Origin of the sequence: Nonomuraea sp. NPDC004580, from assembly GCF_040609855.1 — a bacterium.
GTDB classification, from domain to species: domain Bacteria; phylum Actinomycetota; class Actinomycetes; order Streptosporangiales; family Streptosporangiaceae; genus Nonomuraea; species Nonomuraea salmonea.
This window is the reverse complement of record NZ_JBEXLH010000028.1, coordinates 18,172-35,990: the sequence shown is the minus strand read 5'-3', so window position 1 is coordinate 35,990 and position 17,819 is coordinate 18,172. Positions and strand designations below refer to the sequence as shown.

15 protein-coding genes are annotated in these 17,819 nt (G+C 70.3%); 11 read left to right on the top strand and 4 right to left on the bottom strand.

The annotated features are described in order from the left end of the window. Positions 1 to 189: 189 nt before the first annotated feature. Positions 190 to 1,107, bottom strand: coding sequence for an LLM class F420-dependent oxidoreductase (locus ABZW11_RS26300; RefSeq protein WP_355422077.1), 918 nt, complete (start codon positions 1,105 to 1,107; stop codon positions 190 to 192). Positions 1,108 to 1,226: 119 nt separating this feature from the next. Here ABZW11_RS26300 and ABZW11_RS26295 point away from each other — a divergent pair, with 119 nt between their 5' ends. From ABZW11_RS26295 to ABZW11_RS26255, 9 genes are all read left to right on the top strand, one after another. Further along, positions 1,227 to 2,324 (top strand): hypothetical protein, encoded by a 1,098-nt coding sequence (locus ABZW11_RS26295; RefSeq protein ID WP_355422074.1) that lies wholly within the window; start codon positions 1,227 to 1,229, stop codon positions 2,322 to 2,324. A 57-nt stretch (positions 2,325 to 2,381) separates the two neighbouring features. After that, positions 2,382 to 3,497, top strand: coding sequence for a histidine kinase (locus ABZW11_RS26290; RefSeq protein WP_355422071.1), 1,116 nt, complete (start codon positions 2,382 to 2,384; stop codon positions 3,495 to 3,497). Beyond that, positions 3,494 to 4,606: a histidine kinase gene (locus tag ABZW11_RS26285; RefSeq protein ID WP_355422068.1), complete on the top strand. Its 1,113-nt coding sequence runs from the start codon at positions 3,494 to 3,496 to the stop codon at positions 4,604 to 4,606. The genes ABZW11_RS26290 and ABZW11_RS26285 overlap by 4 nt, the downstream gene beginning before the upstream one ends. Further along, the gene (locus ABZW11_RS26280) at positions 4,603 to 5,202 is read left to right on the top strand and encodes a response regulator transcription factor (RefSeq protein WP_355422065.1); all 600 of its coding nucleotides are present in this window, start codon (positions 4,603 to 4,605) and stop codon (positions 5,200 to 5,202) included. The genes ABZW11_RS26285 and ABZW11_RS26280 overlap by 4 nt, the downstream gene beginning before the upstream one ends. A gap of 477 nt (positions 5,203 to 5,679) precedes the next feature. Then, positions 5,680 to 7,437 (top strand): ABC transporter substrate-binding protein, encoded by a 1,758-nt coding sequence (locus tag ABZW11_RS26275; protein WP_355422062.1) that lies wholly within the window; start codon positions 5,680 to 5,682, stop codon positions 7,435 to 7,437. An 83-nt stretch (positions 7,438 to 7,520) separates the two neighbouring features. Next, a complete protein-coding gene (locus tag ABZW11_RS26270; RefSeq protein ID WP_355422059.1) occupies positions 7,521 to 8,516 on the top strand; it encodes an ABC transporter permease in 996 nt (331 codons plus the stop codon). Continuing rightward, positions 8,513 to 9,397: an ABC transporter permease gene (locus tag ABZW11_RS26265; RefSeq protein ID WP_355422056.1), complete on the top strand. Its 885-nt coding sequence runs from the start codon at positions 8,513 to 8,515 to the stop codon at positions 9,395 to 9,397. The genes ABZW11_RS26270 and ABZW11_RS26265 overlap by 4 nt, the downstream gene beginning before the upstream one ends. Then, positions 9,394 to 10,335 carry an ABC transporter ATP-binding protein gene (locus ABZW11_RS26260; RefSeq protein WP_355422053.1) on the top strand — a complete coding sequence of 314 codons (942 nt, stop codon included), beginning with the start codon at positions 9,394 to 9,396 and terminating at the stop codon, positions 10,333 to 10,335. The genes ABZW11_RS26265 and ABZW11_RS26260 overlap by 4 nt, the downstream gene beginning before the upstream one ends. Continuing rightward, complete coding sequence (locus tag ABZW11_RS26255) at positions 10,335 to 11,252, top strand: ATP-binding cassette domain-containing protein (protein ID WP_355422050.1); 918 nt, start codon at positions 10,335 to 10,337, stop codon at positions 11,250 to 11,252. The genes ABZW11_RS26260 and ABZW11_RS26255 overlap by 1 nt, the downstream gene beginning before the upstream one ends. Here the strand turns inward: ABZW11_RS26255 and ABZW11_RS26250 are convergent. The 3 genes from ABZW11_RS26250 to ABZW11_RS26240 form a co-directional block, all read right to left on the bottom strand. Further along, on the bottom strand, positions 11,219 to 11,899 hold the full coding sequence (locus tag ABZW11_RS26250; protein WP_355422048.1) for a DUF6879 family protein: 681 nt from the start codon (positions 11,897 to 11,899) through the stop codon (positions 11,219 to 11,221). The genes ABZW11_RS26255 and ABZW11_RS26250 overlap by 34 nt on opposite strands. 89 nt (positions 11,900 to 11,988) lie before the next feature. Beyond that, positions 11,989 to 12,537 carry a DUF1707 domain-containing protein gene (locus ABZW11_RS26245; RefSeq protein ID WP_355422045.1) on the bottom strand — a complete coding sequence of 183 codons (549 nt, stop codon included), beginning with the start codon at positions 12,535 to 12,537 and terminating at the stop codon, positions 11,989 to 11,991. 4 nt (positions 12,538 to 12,541) lie between these two features. Beyond that, positions 12,542 to 13,297 carry a PadR family transcriptional regulator gene (locus ABZW11_RS26240; protein WP_355422042.1) on the bottom strand — a complete coding sequence of 252 codons (756 nt, stop codon included), beginning with the start codon at positions 13,295 to 13,297 and terminating at the stop codon, positions 12,542 to 12,544. A 513-nt stretch (positions 13,298 to 13,810) separates the two neighbouring features. On the opposite strand from ABZW11_RS26240, the gene ABZW11_RS26235 reads away from it, so the two are divergent. After that, positions 13,811 to 14,539, top strand: coding sequence for a metal-dependent hydrolase (locus ABZW11_RS26235; RefSeq protein ID WP_355422039.1), 729 nt, complete (start codon positions 13,811 to 13,813; stop codon positions 14,537 to 14,539). A 143-nt stretch (positions 14,540 to 14,682) separates the two neighbouring features. Further along, positions 14,683 to 17,415, top strand: a complete 2,733-nt coding sequence (gene acnA, locus ABZW11_RS26230; protein WP_355422036.1) for an aconitate hydratase AcnA — start codon at positions 14,683 to 14,685, stop codon at positions 17,413 to 17,415. Positions 17,416 to 17,819: the final 404 nt, after the last annotated feature.

The window sequence follows — 17,819 nt, the reverse complement described above, 5'->3', positions numbered from 1 at the left end:
GCCCAGACGGGCGTGCGTGCGTAAGGGGCGCGAAAAAGGGCAGCGTTCTGGGAGCGGCGCCGGGCGCGGGACAAGCAGATCGCTCACATCCAGCCCGCGCCCGGCGCCCGCACAACAACCCGGGCATGCCCCGCCGCCTCCCGCACCCGCTCGGGGACGCGCGCGGGAGGTGAATCCGCCGGTGACCGGCTACGGCAGGTGCGGCAGCACCTCGGCGGCGATGAGCTCCAGGTGCTCCAGGTCCTGCAGGTCGAGGATCTGCAGGTAGAGCCGCTCGGCCCCCAGATCGGCGAACGTGCCGATCTTCTCCAGCACCTCGGCCGGCGTGCCCGCGAGGCCGCTCTCGCGCAGCGCGTCGGGATCCTCGCCGATGGCCGCGCAGCGCCGCTCGACCTCGGCCCGGTCGGCGCCGACGACGGTGGTCTGCGCCGCCGACAGGATCACACCGCGCCCGGCGGCCTCGCACGCCTGACGCACCCGGTCGAACGCCGCCCCGGTGTCGGCCGGGCGGTGGAACGGCACGTTGTACTCGTCGGCGTACGCGGCCACCAGTCGCGGCGTGCGCTTGGGTCCGGTGCCGCCGATGATCACCGGCGGGCGCGGCCGCTGGGCCGGCTTGGGCAGCGCGGGCGAGTCTGCCAGCCGGTAGTAGCTGCCCTCAAAGGAATACGTCTTCTCCGCCGTCCAGAGACCGGTGACGATCTCCAGCTGCTCCTCGAAGCGGGCGAAGCGCTCCTTGACAGGCGGGAAGGGAATGCCGTACGCCGAGTGCTCGGTGTCGTACCAGCCGGTGCCGAAGCCGAGCTCGACCCGGCCGCCGCTCATCTGGTCGACCTGCGCCACGCTGATGGCCAGCGGCCCCGGCAACCGGAACGTGGCCGGCGACACCAGCGTGCCCAGCCGGATCGTGGACGTCTCTCTGGCAAGGCCGGCAAGGGTGATCCAGGCGTCGGTGGAGCCGGGACCTGGGTCGCCGGCGCCGATGCGCTGGTAATGGTCGGACCGGAAGAACGCATCGAAGCCCAGCCGCTCGGAGGCCTGGGCAACGGAGAGCAGGTCGTCATAGGTGGCGCCCTGCTGGGGCTCGGTGAAGATCCGCAGCTTCATGACCACATTATCCGCACACAACGGACGTGAACCGGAAAAGGGCCGCGCCACGCCGGGGGTGCTTGCTAGCGTTCAGCCGCAGCGACGAAACGTAGCCGACCGACCACACGGGGTTGCCCATGTCTCGGCACAGGAGGGAGCCCGGCACGCTCCCGCGCCCGCTCGCCGTTCTCGGGGCGCTCGCCCTGGCCGCCGGCACCGCCGCGGCGATCCGCATGCTCCCCGCGGGCGCCGCCCCGCGGCCCCCACTCCCACCGGCCGCGCGGCCGGTCGCCACGCAGGTCGAGCAGCCGCCCCAGGAGCCGCCCAGCGGGTTCGTGGCGTTCACCGACGCCACCCGCGAGCCCCCGCTCGACCTCGCGGTCCACGCCCGCCGCACCGGCCTGCGCCACTACGCACTCGGCCACCTGGTGGCCGCCGGCGACGGCTGCACCCCTGCCTGGGCCGGCAAGGCCGGCCGGACCGGCGCGCCGCCGACGGGCGGCGGCGCCGCCAGGGCGGGCGATCACTTCGGCACGGATGACGGCGGGGTGGTGGAGCGGGTCGGGAGGTTGCGGGTGCTCGGGGGGAGCGCGGTGCCGGTCTTCGGCGGGCCGCGCGGGCGGGAGCTGGCCGCCGCCTGCACGAGGCCGGGCGCGCTGACCGCCGCGTACCGCCGCGTCGTGGGGACGCTCGACGCCGCGTCCGCAGACTTCGAGATCCGCGACAGCGCCGACCGCGCCGCCGTGCTGCGCAGGGCCCGCGCCATCGAAGCCGTGCAGCGCGAGCGCCCGCTGCGGGTCAGCTTCACGCTGCCGCTCGGCCCCGGCGGCCTGTCGGCCGACGACGTGGCCATGCTGCGGACCACCCGCAGGGCGGGCGCGGAGGTGAGCACCGTCAACCTGCTGGCCCCCGTCGAGCCCGGCACCTCAGCGGGCACCTCAGCGGGCACCTCAGCGGGCACCTCAGCGGGCGGCCGGCTCGGCCTGATGGCGGCGGGCGTGCGCAAGGCGGCCGAGCAGCTCGCCGAGGCCCATGACCTGAGGATCGAGGACGAGGTGTGGCCGCACCTGGCGCTCACCCCGGTCCCGTCGAGCACGGGCGACCTCAGCGCCGGCGACGCCCGCAGGCTGGTCGCCTACGCCACCCGCCACCGCCTGGCCTGGCTGTCGCTGCGCGGTGCCGGCCCAGAGCCGGACGTGTCACGCATTCTTTGGCATACCCCGGCCAATAGATAAGATTTCGCTGACCTGGGAGGTTCCCGGGAGCATGTCGGTCAGCAGGGGAGGGACGTGATGAGCGCGCGTCCCGAGACGGCCAAGAAGATCCTGCTGCACTGGATGGACGGCACCATCGTGCTGGTGGGCCTCATCTTCGCGGCCTACACGATGGCCGCCATGGCGAAGGGCGAGATCCCGACCGGCAACGCGGTGGCGGCCCTGGTGCTGATGGTCCCGTACTTCGGGCTGCTCCCCTTCGTCATGCGCGACGGCTACGAGGACCGGCGTCCCCCTACACGCAAGCTCTGGGTGGCCGGGGTGCTGGCCGTCGTGGTGTTCCTGCTGATGCCCCATGGCGGCGCGATCGGCAACGTGTGGCTCGACACCTCGACGCTCTGGCTGTCGCTGGCCTCGCTCTACTTCCGCCCGCGCACCCTGCTGTGGCTGTCGCTGGTGGTGATCGTGCTGGGCGCCGCGTACGTGGTGGAGTTCACCGACAGGTCCTGGCCCGTCGTGCTGCTCGCCATGTCGAGCAGCGGCGCGGCGGAGATCGCGGCCATGCTGGTGTGGCGCTGGCTGTGGTGGGTGATCAGGGACGCCAACCGGGGCAGGGAGGCCAGGGCCAGGCTGGCGGTGGCGGAGGAGCGCCTGCGCTTCGCCCGCGACCTGCACGATCTGCTCGGCCACAGCCTGTCCGTCATCACGCTGAAGAGCGAGCTGGCCGCCAAGCTCGCCACCAAGGACGCAGCGAGGGCCGCGAGAGAGATGGCCGCGGTACGCACGCTGGCCGGCGAGTCGCTGTTCGAGGTGCAGCAGGCGGTGCACGGCTACCAGGCGCTCGACCTGGACGAGGAGCTGGCCGGGGTGCGCGCGGCGCTGGAGGCGGCCGGCACCACCTGCGTCATCGAGGCCAGGACCGACGACCTGTCGCCGTCCGCGCGCACGCTGCTGGCGTGGGCCGTCCGCGAGGGCGGCACGAACATCCTCAAGCACAGCACCGCCACCCGCTGCGCGATCAGGATCGACGCGGGCGTGCTGGAGATGGTCAACGACGGGGTCGCGCAGGTGCCCGCCGAAGCGGGCAGCGGCCTGCGCGGCCTGTCGGAGCGGCTGGTGGCCGCGGGCGGCTCGTTCTCCGCCCAGCCCACGGCGAGCGGCGAGTTCCTGCTGCGGGCGGCGGTGCCGGCGTGAACCTCATCGACCGCGTGCGGAGCGCCGACCGGCAGACCAAGGTCCGCTGGCTGATCGTCTACTGCACCGACCTCATCCTGCTCTTCCCCTTCTTCGGCTACTACGCCTTCTACCTGATGTGGCAGGCGGGGACGGAGTGGCCGCCGATCGTGCTCGGCTCGGCGGCGCTGCTGGTGTTCAACGTGCTCAGCACGCGCCCGTTCCGGATCGCCGTCACGGGCAGGCCCCGGCCCACCGTCATTCTGGTCGTGACCGGGGTGATCGCGGTGGGCATGCTGCTGGGTTTCGGGCAGATCTGGGCGATCCCCACATGGCTGGCGCTGATGACGCCGTTCATCAGCAGGCGCATGGTGCTCGTCCTGGCCGGGGTGTCGCTGGTGCTGACCGCCGTGTGGGTCTCGCTGGTCGGCGACATGATCGTGCCGCTGCTGTCGATGGTCCAGCTCGTCTTCACGGTGATCTCGGTGGGCGCGGTCTGGGCGAACCTGTGGCTGTGGCGGCTGACCCAGGAGGCGTACGCGGGGCAGGAGGCGATGGCCAGGCTGGCGGTCTCTGAGGAGCGGCTGCGCTTCGCCCGTGACCTCAACGACCTGCTCGGCCAGAGCCTCACCGACGTGGCGACCATGACCGAGCATGCCGAGCGGACGCTGCGCGAGGACGAGCAGGCCGCGGCGGCCGAGATGTTCGCGGTGCGCGACCTGGCCAGGCGGTCGCTGCGCGAGGTGCGTACGGTCGTGCAGAACTACCGGGCCGTCGACCTGGACGAGGTGCTGGCCAGCGTGCGCGCGGTGCTGGAGGCGGCCGACGTGCGCTGCACCGTGCGAGCGGAGACCGAGGCGCTGACGCCCGAGGCCAGGACGCTGCTGGCCACCGTCGTGCGCGAGGGCGCGACGAACGTGCTCAAGCACAGCAGGGCCGAACGTTGCACGATCACGATAGAAGATGGGGTGCTGGAGATGTCCAACGACGGCGTGACGGGACCGGTGGGCGAGCACGCGCCCAACGGCCTGGCCGGGCTCGCGCAGCGGCTGCGCGCGGTGGGCGGCACCCTGGAGGCCGCGCCCGGCGAGGGCGGCCGCTACCTGCTGCGGGCGGCGGTGCCGGCATGACCACGCGCGTGCTGCTCGCCGACGACGAGCACCTGATCCGCGGCGCCATCGCGGCCCTGCTCGACCTGGAGGAGGGCATCGAGGTGGTGGCGCAGGTCGGCAGGGGCGACGAGGTGGTGGCGGCGGTCGCCGAGCACCGCCCCGACGTGGCGGTGCTCGACATCGAGATGCCCGGCATGGACGGGTTGAGCGCCGCCGAGCGGATCAGCTCCCAATGCAAGATCGTCATTCTGACCAGTCTGGGCCGCCCCGGCTACCTGCGCAGGGCGATGGCCGCCGGGGTGAGCGGCTTCCTCGGCAAGGACGCCTCGGCCGAGGAGCTGGCGATGGCCATCCGCAAGGTGCAGTCGGGCGGCCGCTACCTCGACGCCGAGCTGGCCGCCGCCGCGATGGCCGCGGGCGACAGCCCGCTGACCGAGCGGGAGCGCGACGCGCTGCGGCTGGCGGGCGACGGCGCCCCGATCGCGCGCATCGCCGCCGAGCTGCACCTGACCGAGGGCACCGTGCGCAACTACCTGTCCAGCGCGATGACGAAGCTCAACGCCCAGAACCGGCTGGAGGCCATCCGCACGGCCCAGCGCATGGGCTGGCTCTAGAGTTTCAACAGGTGACGGAGGCGGAGTCGCTGCCCGCCTCGTACGAGCAGGAGTCGGCCTGCCGGCCCTTCGGGCGGACTCCTCTGCGTCCGTATGTGGGAGAAGGGCCGGAGAGAGGACGGCGGAGCGGCGCCGGTGGCCGGCACGGTTGGACCGGTCAACCTGAGGGGCCGCATCGAGCACTGGTGAGACGGCATCCCCGGCCGCGAAAGCGTTTCCACACCCACATCTCGAAACCGTCACGACTATTGACGGCACGGACACGCGGAATTTACGTTCGCGGTACTTATCCGGTTCAGCAGCCCCTTTGCGGGGCCGCTTTCACTGAAGAGTGCATCGCTCCCGGGCTCCTGGACGGGGGCGCTATTCGCACCCGCTTTGGGAGCGCTCCCAGGCAGCGTTTCCCGACGGGCGACTCGGGGTCTCTGACAGGACGTGCGTACCTCCGCGCCGCCGCGCGGAGTAAGGAGAGAGACGATGCGTAACCGGGCTCGGATGATGATCCCGCTTCTAGCCGCGGGTCTGCTCGCCGCGGCCTGCACCGGAGGCGGAGGCACGCCCGCCCCCTCTGCCTCCGCGCCGCAGAGCCAGGGCGCGGCGGCCAGCGCCAACCCCGACCAGCTCCCGCGCAACGAGACCCTGTACACCACGGGCACGCAGTGGGGGCCTCCGGGCAACTACAACCCGATCAGGGAGTGGGACTCCGCGGTCGGCACGAAGGGCCTGGTCTACGAGACCCTCTTCCACTACGACACCAACGCCGCCAAGCTCACCCCCTGGCTGGCCGAGAGCGGCTCGTGGACCGGCGACACCACCTACGAGCTCAAGCTCAGGCAAGGGATCAAGTGGTCCGACGGGCAGCCGTTCACCGCCAAGGACGTCGTCTTCTCCTTCGAGCTCGGCAAGATGGAGACCATCCCCTACCACCAGCTCTGGGACTGGCTGAAGTCGGCCGAGGCGGTGGACGACCAGACCGTGAAGTTCACCTTCTCCAAGGCCAACTACCAGCAGTGGGACTACATGCTCTACAGCCGGTCGATGGTCCCCGAGCACCTGTGGAAGGACCGCTCTGAGGAGGAGGTGCTCGACGGGGTCAACGAGAACCCGGTCGGCACGGGCGCGTACACGTTCATGAGCAGGGACCAGGACCGCGTGGTGCTGCAGCGGCGCGACGACTGGTGGGGCAAGTCGGTGCTCAACATGGAGCCCAAGCCGCGCTACATCGTGGACATCGCCACCCCCAGCAACGAGGTCGCGATGGGCATGCTGCTGCAGCAGGGGCTCGACCTCAGCAACAACTTCCTGCCCGGCGTGGCGAACCTGGTCAAGGGCAACTTCGGGCTGACCACGTACTACAACGAGCCGCCCTACATGCTGTCGGCCAACACCGCGTGGCTGGTGCCCAACACCACCAAGAAGCCGATGGACGACCCCGCCTTCCGCAAGGCGCTGGCCACCTCCGTCGACGTCAAGAAGATCGTCGAGGGCGTCTACGGCAACCTCGTCAAGGCCGCCAGCCCCACCGGCCTGCTGCCGCAGTGGGACAAGTTCGTCGACCAGGGCGTGGTGGCGAAGTCGGGCTTCACCTTCGACGCGGGCAAGGCCAAGCAGATGCTCGCCGACGCCGGCTACAAGGACGGCGACGGCGACGGGTACGTCGAGAACAAGGACGGCTCCAAGATCAGCCTGACCATCATCGTGCCGTCCGGCTGGACCGACTGGATGGAGGCGGCCAGGTCGATCGCCGCCAGCGCCAAGAGCGCGGGCATCCAGATCACGCCGGAGTTCCCCGACTTCAACGCGCTGGTCGAGCAGCGCGCCAAGGGCGACTTCGACCTGCTGATCAACAACGAGCGGCAGCTGTCCAACAGCCCCTACACCTACTACGAGTACCTGTTCCAGCTGCCGGTCCAGAAGCAGCAGAACACCGTCAACTTCGCCCGCTACGAGAACAAGAAGGCATGGGACCTCGTCCAGCAGCTCGACCAGGTCAAGACCGACGACGTCGCCGGCATGCAGAAGATCACCTCCCAGCTCCAGGAGATCCATCTGACCGACATGCCGGTCATCCCGCTCTGGTACAACGGCCTGTGGGCGCAGTCCAGCACCAGCGTGTGGAAGAACTGGCCGTCGTCGCAGGGCAGCGCGCCCAAGACCGGCGCCGTGATGTGGCGCAACTGGCTCGAGCTCGGCGGCTTCGAGACGCTCACCCAGCTCCAGCCCGCGGGCTCGTGACCACCTGACCGGACGAACGCCCCCGCTCCTCCGCCTCCGCACCTCCCAGGGAGGCGGAGGGGCCGCTCTGGAGACACAAACCTGTGCGTCGTTACTTCAGCAGGAAACTGCTCATCTACGGACTGACCTTCTTCGTCGCCGTCACGGTCAACTGGATGATCCCGCGCTTCATGCCGGGCGACCCGGTCGCCAGCATGGTCGCGCGGGCCAACGTCACCAAGCCCGAGGCCGTCGAGGCCATGCGGGCGTACTACACCGGCCTGTTCGGGCTCGACCAGCCGCTCTGGCAGCAGTACCTCAACTTCTGGGGCGCGTTGCTGCGCGGGGACTTCGGGGTCAGCATCTGGCTCTTCCCGACCCCGGTCGCCGACGTGATCACCCAGGCGGTGCCGTACACGCTGGCGCTGATCGTCCCCTCCGTGCTGCTCAGCTGGGTGGTGGGCAACCAGTTCGGCGCGTACGCCGCCCGCCGCAAGCTCCTCGACAACACCGTGCTCCCCGTCGGGTACGTGCTGACCGCGATGCCGTACATGTGGCTGGCCGTGCTGCTGGCCTGGGCGTTCGGCGTGCTGCTCGGCTGGTTCCCGGTGGCCGGCGGCTACAGCTTCTCGCTGCGGCCCACCTGGTCGTGGACGTTCGTGCTCGACCTGCTGCACCACTGGGCGCTGCCGTTCCTGTCGCTGTTCCTGGTGGCGCTCGGCGGCTGGGCCATCGGTATGCGGAACATGATCATCTACGAGCTGGAGTCGGACTACTCCAACTACCTGTCGGCGCTCGGCGCCCCCAGCAGGCTCATCCGCCGCTACGCCTTCCGCAACGCGGTGCTGCCCCAGATCACCGGCCTGGCCCTGCAGCTGGGCGTGCTGGTGGCGGGCGCGCTGGTCACCGAGATCGTCTTCGCCTATCCAGGTCTCGGCAGCCTCATTCTCAAGGCCATCCAGAACAAGGACTTCTTCCTGCTGCAGGGCACGTTCCTGTTCATCGTGCTCGGCGTGCTGATCGCCAACTTCATCATCGACATCGTCTACGTCGTGGTCGACCCGCGGACCAGGGCGGGAATGGCGGGTGCCCAGGCATGAGCGTGATCCAGGACGTCGCGCCGCACGAGCCGGCCGGCGTGCGGCGCGAGGCGCTGCACTTCGCGGTGCGCAACGCCAAGCTCATGGTCGGCTTCGGCATCGTGGTCGTGCTGCTCCTGCTCGGCCTGTTCGGGCCGCTGCTGGTGAGCGGCAACCCCCACGACTACGGCCCGCAGCCGATGAGCCCGCCCGGCGGCGAGCACTGGCTCGGCACCACCACCTTCGGCCAGGACGTGTTCCTGCAGTTCGTGCACGGGCTGCGGGCCACCTTCGTGGTGGGGGTGATCGGCGGCGGCATCGCCGCGGTCATCGGCATGGCCATCGGGTTCGTGGCCGGCTACCGCGGCGGCATCGTGGACGAGGTGCTCAACATGCTGACCAACGTCGTGCTGGTCATCCCGACCCTCGCCGTGCTGCTCATCATCAACGCCTATCTGGGCATTCGCAGCGTGGCCGTCCAGGGCCTGTTCATCGGGCTGACGCAGTGGCCGTGGGCGGCGCGGGCGATCAGGGCGCAGACGTTCTCGCTGCGTACCAGGGAGTTCGTGGACCTGGCCAGGATGAGCGGCGCGGGCACCTGGCGGATCATCGCCAGGGAGATCGCGCCGAACATGAGCTCCTATCTGTTCATGACGTTCATCCTGCTGTTCGGCGGCTCGGTGCTGATCGGCTCCTCGCTCGACTTCATCGGGCTCGGCCCCACCGAGGGCGTCTCGCTCGGCCTGATGCTGCAGAACGCCCACCAGTGGAGCGCGCTGCAACTCGGCATGTGGTGGTGGTTCGTGCCGCCGGGAGCGGCCATCACCGCCATCGTCGGCGCCCTGTACGTGGCCAACGTCGGCCTCGACGAGGTCTTCAACCCGAAACTGAGGGAGACATGAGCCTGCAGGTCAGCGAGCTGAAGGTGTACTACAGGACGCTCAGGGGCGACGTGCGGGCCCTCGACGGCATGTCCTTCGAGCTGCGCGACGGCGAGATACTCGGCCTGGTCGGCGAGTCGGGCTGCGGCAAGAGCACGCTGGGCAAGTCGCTCATCCGCATGGACGGCCGCATGCGCCGCGTCGGCGGCACGGTCGTGCTCGACGGCCAGGAGCTGCCCATCGGCGACGACCGCGCCATGAACGCGTTCCGCTTCCACGAGGTCTCCCTCATCCCGCAGTACGCGATGAGCGCGCTCAACCCCACCCGCAAGATCCGCAAGATGGTCAGCGAGCTGCTCGCCTCGCGCGGCGCCACCCTCGACCTGCCCGAGCTGGAACGCCGCATGGACCAGGTCGGGCTGCCCCGCGACGTGCTCGACCGCTACCCGATCGAGCTGTCGGGCGGCATGAAGCAGCGCATGGTGATGGTCATCTCGACGCTGCTCGACCCGTCCCTGCTGATCGCCGACGAGGTCACCTCCGCGCTCGACGTCTCCACGCAGAAGGCCGTGGCCCGCGCGCTGCTCGGCTTCAGGGAGAGCGGCTACGTCAAGAGCATGATCTTCGTCACGCACGACCTCGCGCTCACCCACCACCTCGCCGACACGATCATGGTCATGTACGCCGGCCGCCTCGCCGAGAAGGCCCCCGCCGACGTGATCGTCAAGGCGCCGCGGCACCCGTACACACGGCTGCTGCTCGACTCCCTGCCCGAGGTCGGCGTGCGCTACGCCGACCGCAGGCTGGAGGGCATCGCCGGAGCTCCGCCGTCGCTGCTGAACCCGCCCACCGGCTGCCGCTTCCGCGACCGCTGCCCGATCGCGGGCGAGGAGTGCGCCGAGGACCCGCCGGTGGCGGAGCTCGCCCCCGACCACCACGTAGCCTGCTGGAAGGCCTGATGCTGACACTGCGCGAGGTCACCAAGGAATTCAGGATCGGCGCCTTCGGCGGCAGGAGCGTCGCGGCCGTCAAGGGCGTGAGCTTCGACGTCGTGCCGGGCGAGGTCGTCTCCCTGATCGGGGAGAGCGGCAGCGGCAAGAGCACGATCGGCCGGATGATCCTCGGCCTCAACTCCGCCACCAGCGGCTCCATCACCTTCGACGGGCTGCCGGTGCGGGCGGGCAAGGAGTACTACCGGCACGTCCAGGGCATCTTCCAGGACCCGTTCAGCTCGTTCAACCCGGTGTTCAAGGCGGACCGGGTGTTCGCGATGATCAAGGAGGCGTACTATCCGGGCGTGCCGGCCGCCGAGTGGGGCGAGCGGGTCGAGACGTCGCTGCGCGACGTGCGGCTCAACCCCGGCCAGGTGTTCGGGAGATACCCCCATCAGCTGAGCGGCGGGCAGCTGCAGCGGCTGCTCATCGCCCGCGCGCTGCTGCTCGACATCAAGCTGCTGGTCGCCGACGAGATCACCAGCATGCTCGACGCCTCGACCCGCATCGACGTGCTCAACCTGCTGGCCGAGCTCAAGACCAGGGGGCTCGGCGTGCTCTACATCACGCACGACCTGTCGCTCGGCACCTACCTGGCCGAGCGGACCGTGGTGCTGCGCCAGGGCAGGGTGGCCGAGTTGGGGCCGACCGACGACGTGTTCGGCGGGCCGCTGCACCCGTACACGCGGGAGCTGCTGTCGGCCGTGCCGCGGCTGCACGAGGCGTGGGACGACGCGGTGCCGGTCGAGACGTGCGCCTACCACGAGGGCGGCGGCACGGGCGGCCTGCTGGAGGTCACGCCCGGCCACCTCGTGTCCTGCGCGGGCCTCGCGTCCTGCCCGGCGGACGGTCAGACGCGGAACTCCTCCGTCCGGTGGGCGTAGGCGGGCAGCGCGGCCCGCATCTCGTCGGTGACGGCGGGCGGGGGCAGCGGCACGATCTCCCGCTCATGGAAGTCGCGCACGTCCTCGCCCGCCGCGAACAGCTCCCGCACGGCCCGCAGGCAGGGCCCGACCACGCCGGGGTCGGTGATCCGCCGGCCGCCCCTGCCCCCGCCGTACTCGTCGTACAGCACCTCGTACATCAGGGACGGAGAGAAGATCACCAGCTCCGGCAGCGGGTCGAGGGCCGCCACGCGACCGGCCCGCACCACCCGGCAGGGCGAGCCCGCCGCGGCGCGCACCGCCAGCACGTGCAGCTCCCACTGCAGGTACGGCGTCACGGGCAGCTCGACCACCCGCACCCGCCTGACCGGCTGGCGGCGGCTGAAGTAGTCGGCCAGCGGCTCGGCGATGCGGGCGAGCAGGGCCAGGGAACGTTCCCAATCGCCGTCCATCATGGCCCGCCAGCTCGCCACGTCGGGCTCGTAGAACGTCTGCGCCCGCTCCAGCTTCCACATGGGCTCCGTGCACCCCTCGTGGTCGCGGTCGAACCCGGTGCGGTACGCCGGCACGTCCATGACGAGGCCGTCCGCGCCGGGAACGGCGGTGAACGGGTTCGTGCGGCGGTCGGGCGTGCCCTGCTCGGTCATGCGGCTTTCCCCTTCGCTGTGCGGCCCGCCCAGATCATCAGGTGCGCCTCAGGGCCGGTCAAGGCCCAAAACGCGCCGGGCGGCCCCGCTCAGCGGCGCTGGTGGAAGCGCCGGTGCACGAGGCTGAAGACCAGCGCGCCCGCCCAGATCACGAACAGCACCTTGAAGATGCCGAAGCCGCCGAAGATCAGGCTGAGCACCAGGAACACGGTGAGGATCGGCACCAGCGGGTGGGGCCCGCGGTGGTGGCGCCGCATGTGGCCGTGCCAGCCGGAGCCGCGCATGTGGTGGCGCATCTCCCGCTGGGCGTGCCGCACGGCCTGCATCTGCTGCCTGTGGGCGTGCATGGCCGCGCGCCAGTCGCCCATGTCGTACGGGCCGGCCGGCGGCTCCTGGTAGGCGGGGCGCGGACCGGGCAGGTCGGCCGTCACCTGGGCCAGGTCACGAGCGGTCTTGGCGGCCAGGGTGCGGTCGAGGCGCTCATCGAGCTCCTCGTGGGTGAGGCGGCCCTGCGCGAAGTGCTCACGCAGGGCGGCCATGGTCTGCTCGCGTTCGGCGTCGCCGATGCGGAGATCGGGGTGGTCCATGGCGGTGTCCTCGCTCTCTCCGTACCGGCTGCCCGGTGCGGCAACGGCCATCGTCTCACTCCTCGCCCGGGTCGCCGTCGGCCAGGATCTGGTAGAGCTTGCGCCGGGTCTCCACCAAAGTCTTACGCGCTTCGCGGATTTGTGCGTCGTTTCCGGTCTGGAGAACCTGCATCATGGCGAATGCCGACTGTCGGGCGATATGCCAGAGATCGGCGGTGTTGTCATCGATGTCGGGACGCATGTCGTCCCACGGCGCGCGGACCTCGTCGGCGTGCGCCTCGATGTAGTCGCGGCCCTCCTGGGTGAGCTTGAAGGTCTTACGGCCCTCGTTCTCCTCCGAGATCACCAGGCCCTCGTCGGTGAGCTGCTGCAGCGCCGGGTAGACGGCGCCGGGGCTGGGCTTCCAGCCGCCTTCGCTGCGCTCGGCGATCTCCTGGATGATCTGGTAGCCGTTGCGCGGCTCCTCGGCGAGCAGGGCGAGGATCGCGGCGCGCACGTCGCCGCGCTTGGCCTTGCGGCTGCGGCCGCCCCAGCCGCCGCGCCCGCCCCACGGGCCGGGGCCCCAGGGGCCGCGCCCGAAGTCGAACGGGAACGGCCCGCCGGGTCCGCGGCCCCTTCCTCGGTGCTCGTGTGGGCCGCCGTGTGGGCCGCCGTGGTGGCCGCCGGGGTGATGACCCCCGTGGTGCGGGCCGCCCCTGCGGCCGCCGAACTGCTCGAAGGCGTCGGCCAGGGCCTGGAACGCCTCGCGGGCCGCCCGCTTGTACTCGTGCGCGCCGGGCCAGGGCCCGCCTGCGGTGATGTGGTGCGTCATGTTGTCCCCCTATATCGTGACTCACTCTCGATACACCAACGATATATCGGAAACAGGTCGAGCGACAAGTCACAGACAGGAGTGAGCCAGATCACGAAAAAGTTGCGGAATGCCGGGAACAGGATCCGGGGAGGCGTCGTTGAACACAGCAGACGAGGTCGTTCCGCGTCGGCAGGGCTGGGGGGTGCTGTCGCCGCGGAGACGACCTCGTCTGCGTTTGCGGGCCTTTCCGAGTGGGTCCTGAGCCTCCTGGAGAAGATGCCGATGCCTCCGGGAAGGGATACGGACGCGGCTCAGTGCCGGTTCGGAGCACTGGTTCGGAGCACTGGTTCGGAGCACTGGTTCGGAGCACTGGTCCGGAGCACTGGTCCGGAGCACTGGTCCGGGGTGCTGGTCCGGATGCTGGTCCGGAACGCTTTGCCGACCCTTTGCCCGCCGCGATCTGGGCACACTCTTCTTCCCGCACGGCATGGACAAGCGCGTAAAGGGGCTCTTTGCCGTACAGTCCCGATCATGATGGGGCACACGCATGCGATGACGGGGGCCATCGCCTGGCTGGGGCTTGCGCCGCCGCTCGCCGCACTCCCGCTGCTGAACGAGTCCTCCCGGTTCGTCGAGACCGGCATCATGGCCACCGCGCTCAGCCCGGCCGAGCTCATCGCCGGCGCGATCATCTGCGCGGGCGCGGCCATGCTGCCCGACCTCGACCATCCCAGCGCGACCATCGCGCAAACATTCGGGCCTATCACGTGGGCGCTCGCCAAGGTCGTCTCCTGGATCAGCGGCGGCCACCGGGGGGCCACCCACTCGCTGCTGTTCGCGGTGGCGCTCGGGTTCGGGGCGCACTGGCTGGCCAGCACGTATCCGATCGGGCGCGACATCATGGTCGTGCTGCTCATCGGGCTCTCGCTACGTGCCATCGGCGTCGGCATCCCGGGCAACAAGCTCGGCTCCGCGATGATCAACATCGGCATGACCGCCGGCCTGTACGCGGTCTTCCTCTCCCTCGACGTGGGCTACGCCTGGCTCGGTCTCGCGGTGGGCGTCGGCTGCTTCGTCCACGTGGTGGGCGACTGCATGACCGAGCGGGGCTGCCCGGTGCTCTGGCCGCTGGGGGCGAAGTTCGTGCTGCCGTGGAAGATCGGCATCAAGACCGGCAGGAAGTTCGAGCAGAAGATCCTGGCGCCGATCCTGTCGGTGGCCATCGTCGGCCTGCTGTTCTGGCGGCTGGCGCCCGTTTAACTTGATGTCGAGATACGCTGTGGATATCTTGATATCGAGACATCCGCCGCGGCCTGCGAGTTAGGCACACCTAAGGTGCCGTCCGGTTCCGCAGTGCGGCAGGATTCTGTTTGAACACCTGTCTATGGAGGAGGCGAATCATCGTGTCCGCGAACAGCTTCGGCAGCCGTGACACGCTCCGCGTCGGTGACGCGTCGTATGAGATCTTCCGGCTGGATGCCGTCGAGGGCGCCGCACGTCTCCCGTACAGCCTGAAGATCCTGCTGGAGAACCTCCTCCGCACCGAGGACGGCGCCAACATCACCGCCGACCACATCAGGGCGCTGGGCGGCTGGGACCCGGAGGCGGCGCCGAGCGTGGAGATCCAGTTCACGCCCGCGCGCGTCATCATGCAGGACTTCACCGGCGTGCCCTGCGTGGTCGACCTGGCCACCATGCGCGAGGCCGTACGCGACCTCGGCGGCGACCCCGCGCGCATCAACCCGCTCGCGCCCGCCGAGATGGTCATCGACCACTCGGTGATCGTCGACTACTTCGGTCACCCCGACGCCTTCCAGCGCAACGTCGAGCGCGAGTACGAGCGCAACCGCGAGCGCTACCAGTTCCTGCGCTGGGGCCAGACCGCCTTCGACGAGTTCAAGGTCGTGCCGCCCGGCACCGGCATCGTCCACCAGGTCAACATCGAGCACCTCGCCCGCGTCGTCATGACCCGCGACGGCAAGGCCTACCCCGACACCTGCGTCGGCACCGACTCCCACACCACGATGGAGAACGGCATCGGCGTGCTCGGCTGGGGCGTCGGCGGCATCGAGGCCGAGGCCGCCATGCTCGGCCAGCCGATCTCCATGCTCATCCCGCGCGTCGTGGGCTTCAAGCTCAGCGGCAAGCTGCCGGCCGGCGCCACCGCCACCGACCTCGTGCTGACGATCACCGAGATCCTGCGCAAGCACGGCGTCGTCGGCAAGTTCGTCGAGTTCTACGGCGAGGGCGTCTCCTCGGTGCCGCTGGCCGACCGCGCGACCATCGGCAACATGAGCCCCGAGTTCGGCTCCACCTGCGCCATCTTCCCGATCGACGGCCAGACCGTCGACTACCTGCGCCTGACCGGTCGCTCCGAGGAGCAGATCGCGCTCGTCGAGGCGTACGCCAAGGCCCAGGGCCTCTGGCTCGACCCGTCGGCGCCCGAGCCGGTCTTCTCCGAGTACATCGAACTCGACCTGGCCACCGTCGTTCCGTCCATCGCCGGCCCCAAGCGCCCGCAGGACCGCATCGTGCTGTCGGCGGCCAAGGAGACCTGGCGCCACGACGTCCAGAGCTACGTCAGCGACGGGGTGGACGAGGCCGTCGAGGAGAGCTTCCCGGCCTCCGACTCGCCCGCCTCCAACGCCACCGCCAACGGCGGCCCCCGGCCGCACCACCCGGTGCCCGTCACGCTGGCCGACGGCACGACGTTCGAGATCGACCACGGCATCGTCTCCATCGCCGCGATCACCTCGTGCACCAACACCTCCAACCCGTACGTCATGCTCGGCGCGGCCCTGCTCGCCCGCAACGCCGTCGACAAGGGCCTCAGCCGCAAGCCCTGGGTCAAGACGTCGCTCGCGCCCGGCTCGCAGGTCGTCACCGGCTACTTCGAGCGCTCGGGCCTGCAGCCCTACCTCGACAAGATCGGCTTCAACCTCGTCGGCTACGGCTGCACCACCTGCATCGGCAACTCCGGGCCGCTGCTTCCCGAGATCAGCGAGGCCATCCAGGCCAACGACCTGGCCGTCACGGCCGTGCTGTCGGGCAACCGCAACTTCGAGGGCCGCATCAACCCCGACGTCAAGATGAACTACCTGGCCTCGCCGCCGCTCGTCGTGGCGTACGCGCTGGCCGGCACGATGGACATCGACCTCGACACCGAGCCGCTCGGCATCGGCAGCGACGGCGAGCCCGTCTACCTGCGCGACATCTGGCCGGCGCCGGAGGAGATCGCCGCCGTGGTCAACTCCTCCATCGGCCGCGACATGTTCGAGCGCGACTACGCCGACGTCTTCAAGGGCGACGACCACTGGCGCTCGCTGCCCATCCCGACCGGTGACACGTTCGAGTGGGACGCCGACTCCACCTACGTCCGTAAGGCCCCCTACTTCGACGGCATGCCGGAGAAGCCGGAGCCCGTCACCGACATCCACGGCGCCCGGGTCCTGGTCAAGGTCGGCGACTCCGTCACCACCGACCACATCTCGCCGGCCGGCTCCATCAAGGTCGGCACGCCCGCCGCGCAATATCTGCAGGCCAACGGCGTCGAGGTCAAGGACTTCAACTCCTACGGCTCGCGGCGCGGCAACCACGAGGTGATGATCCGCGGCACGTTCGCCAACATCCGCCTGCGCAACCAGATCGCGCCGGGCACCGAGGGCGGCTACACCCGCGACTTCACCCAGCCCGACGGGCCCGTGTCGTTCATCTACGACGCCTCCGTCAACTACGCCGCCGCCGGCACCCCGCTGGTCGTCCTGGCCGGCAAGGAATACGGCTCCGGCTCCTCGCGCGACTGGGCGGCCAAGGGCACCGCGCTGCTCGGCGTGCGCGCCGTCATCGCCGAGTCCTACGAGCGCATCCACCGCTCCAACCTCATCGGCATGGGCGTGCTGCCGCTGCAGTTCCCGGAGGGCGCCTCGGCCGCCTCGCTGGGGCTGACCGGTGAGGAGACCTTCGACATCACCGGCGTCGAGGAGCTCAACAAGGGCGGCATCCCGCAGACGGTGCACGTCAAGGCCGGCGAGGTCGAGTTCGACGCGGTCGTCCGCATCGACACGCCGGGCGAGGCCGACTACTACCGGCACGGCGGCATCATGCAGTACGTCCTGCGCTCCCTGCTCGCCAAGTAGCGCCGGGAGAGGCACCGCCTCGCTCTGGCGTGACGCTGGGGGAGGCGGGGCTTCGTCCGGTGGTGACGCCGTGCGGGGCGCGGCTTCGCTTGGTGGAGACGCCGTGCGGGGCGCTGCCTCGTCCGAATGTGACAGCTTCCCGTGTTCCCGTCCCGGTCATGAGCCGGGACGGGGGGCGGGAGCCCTTGGCCGTCGTGCCGGGGGTTGGGCGCGATCCTCACGCGCCCGTATCGGGGGAACCACCCGAACACCTCAAGAGCCGCCCCGCGGGACAACCCCCGCCGGGCGGCTCTTGCCTTTCCTGGGGGACGACCCTCGCGGGGCGGTCGTCGCCTTTCCTACGGGGCAGTCGGCCTGCAACTCGAACCTCCGCCGCAACTCGGCCCTGCGGCGAGGCTCGGCGC

What these genes read in the sequence shown, in the direction of transcription:
- ABZW11_RS26295 (WP_355422074.1), top strand. Translation starts at nt 1,227, where the DNA reads ATGTCTCGGCACAGGAGGGAGCCCGGCACGCTCCCGCGCCCGCTCGCC.
- ABZW11_RS26290 (WP_355422071.1), top strand. Translation starts at nt 2,382, where the DNA reads ATGAGCGCGCGTCCCGAGACGGCCAAGAAGATCCTGCTGCACTGGATG.
- ABZW11_RS26250 (WP_355422048.1), bottom strand. Translation starts at nt 11,899, where the DNA reads ATGACCGAGCAGGGCACGCCCGACCGCCGCACGAACCCGTTCACCGCC.
- ABZW11_RS26260 (WP_355422053.1), top strand. Translation starts at nt 9,394, where the DNA reads ATGAGCCTGCAGGTCAGCGAGCTGAAGGTGTACTACAGGACGCTCAGG.
- ABZW11_RS26255 (WP_355422050.1), top strand. Translation starts at nt 10,335, where the DNA reads ATGCTGACACTGCGCGAGGTCACCAAGGAATTCAGGATCGGCGCCTTC.
- ABZW11_RS26245 (WP_355422045.1), bottom strand. Translation starts at nt 12,537, where the DNA reads ATGGCCGTTGCCGCACCGGGCAGCCGGTACGGAGAGAGCGAGGACACC.
- ABZW11_RS26235 (WP_355422039.1), top strand. Translation starts at nt 13,811, where the DNA reads ATGATGGGGCACACGCATGCGATGACGGGGGCCATCGCCTGGCTGGGG.
- ABZW11_RS26240 (WP_355422042.1), bottom strand. Translation starts at nt 13,297, where the DNA reads ATGACGCACCACATCACCGCAGGCGGGCCCTGGCCCGGCGCGCACGAG.
- ABZW11_RS26275 (WP_355422062.1), top strand. Translation starts at nt 5,680, where the DNA reads ATGCGTAACCGGGCTCGGATGATGATCCCGCTTCTAGCCGCGGGTCTG.
- ABZW11_RS26265 (WP_355422056.1), top strand. Translation starts at nt 8,513, where the DNA reads ATGAGCGTGATCCAGGACGTCGCGCCGCACGAGCCGGCCGGCGTGCGG.
- ABZW11_RS26280 (WP_355422065.1), top strand. Translation starts at nt 4,603, where the DNA reads ATGACCACGCGCGTGCTGCTCGCCGACGACGAGCACCTGATCCGCGGC.
- ABZW11_RS26300 (WP_355422077.1), bottom strand. Translation starts at nt 1,107, where the DNA reads ATGAAGCTGCGGATCTTCACCGAGCCCCAGCAGGGCGCCACCTATGAC.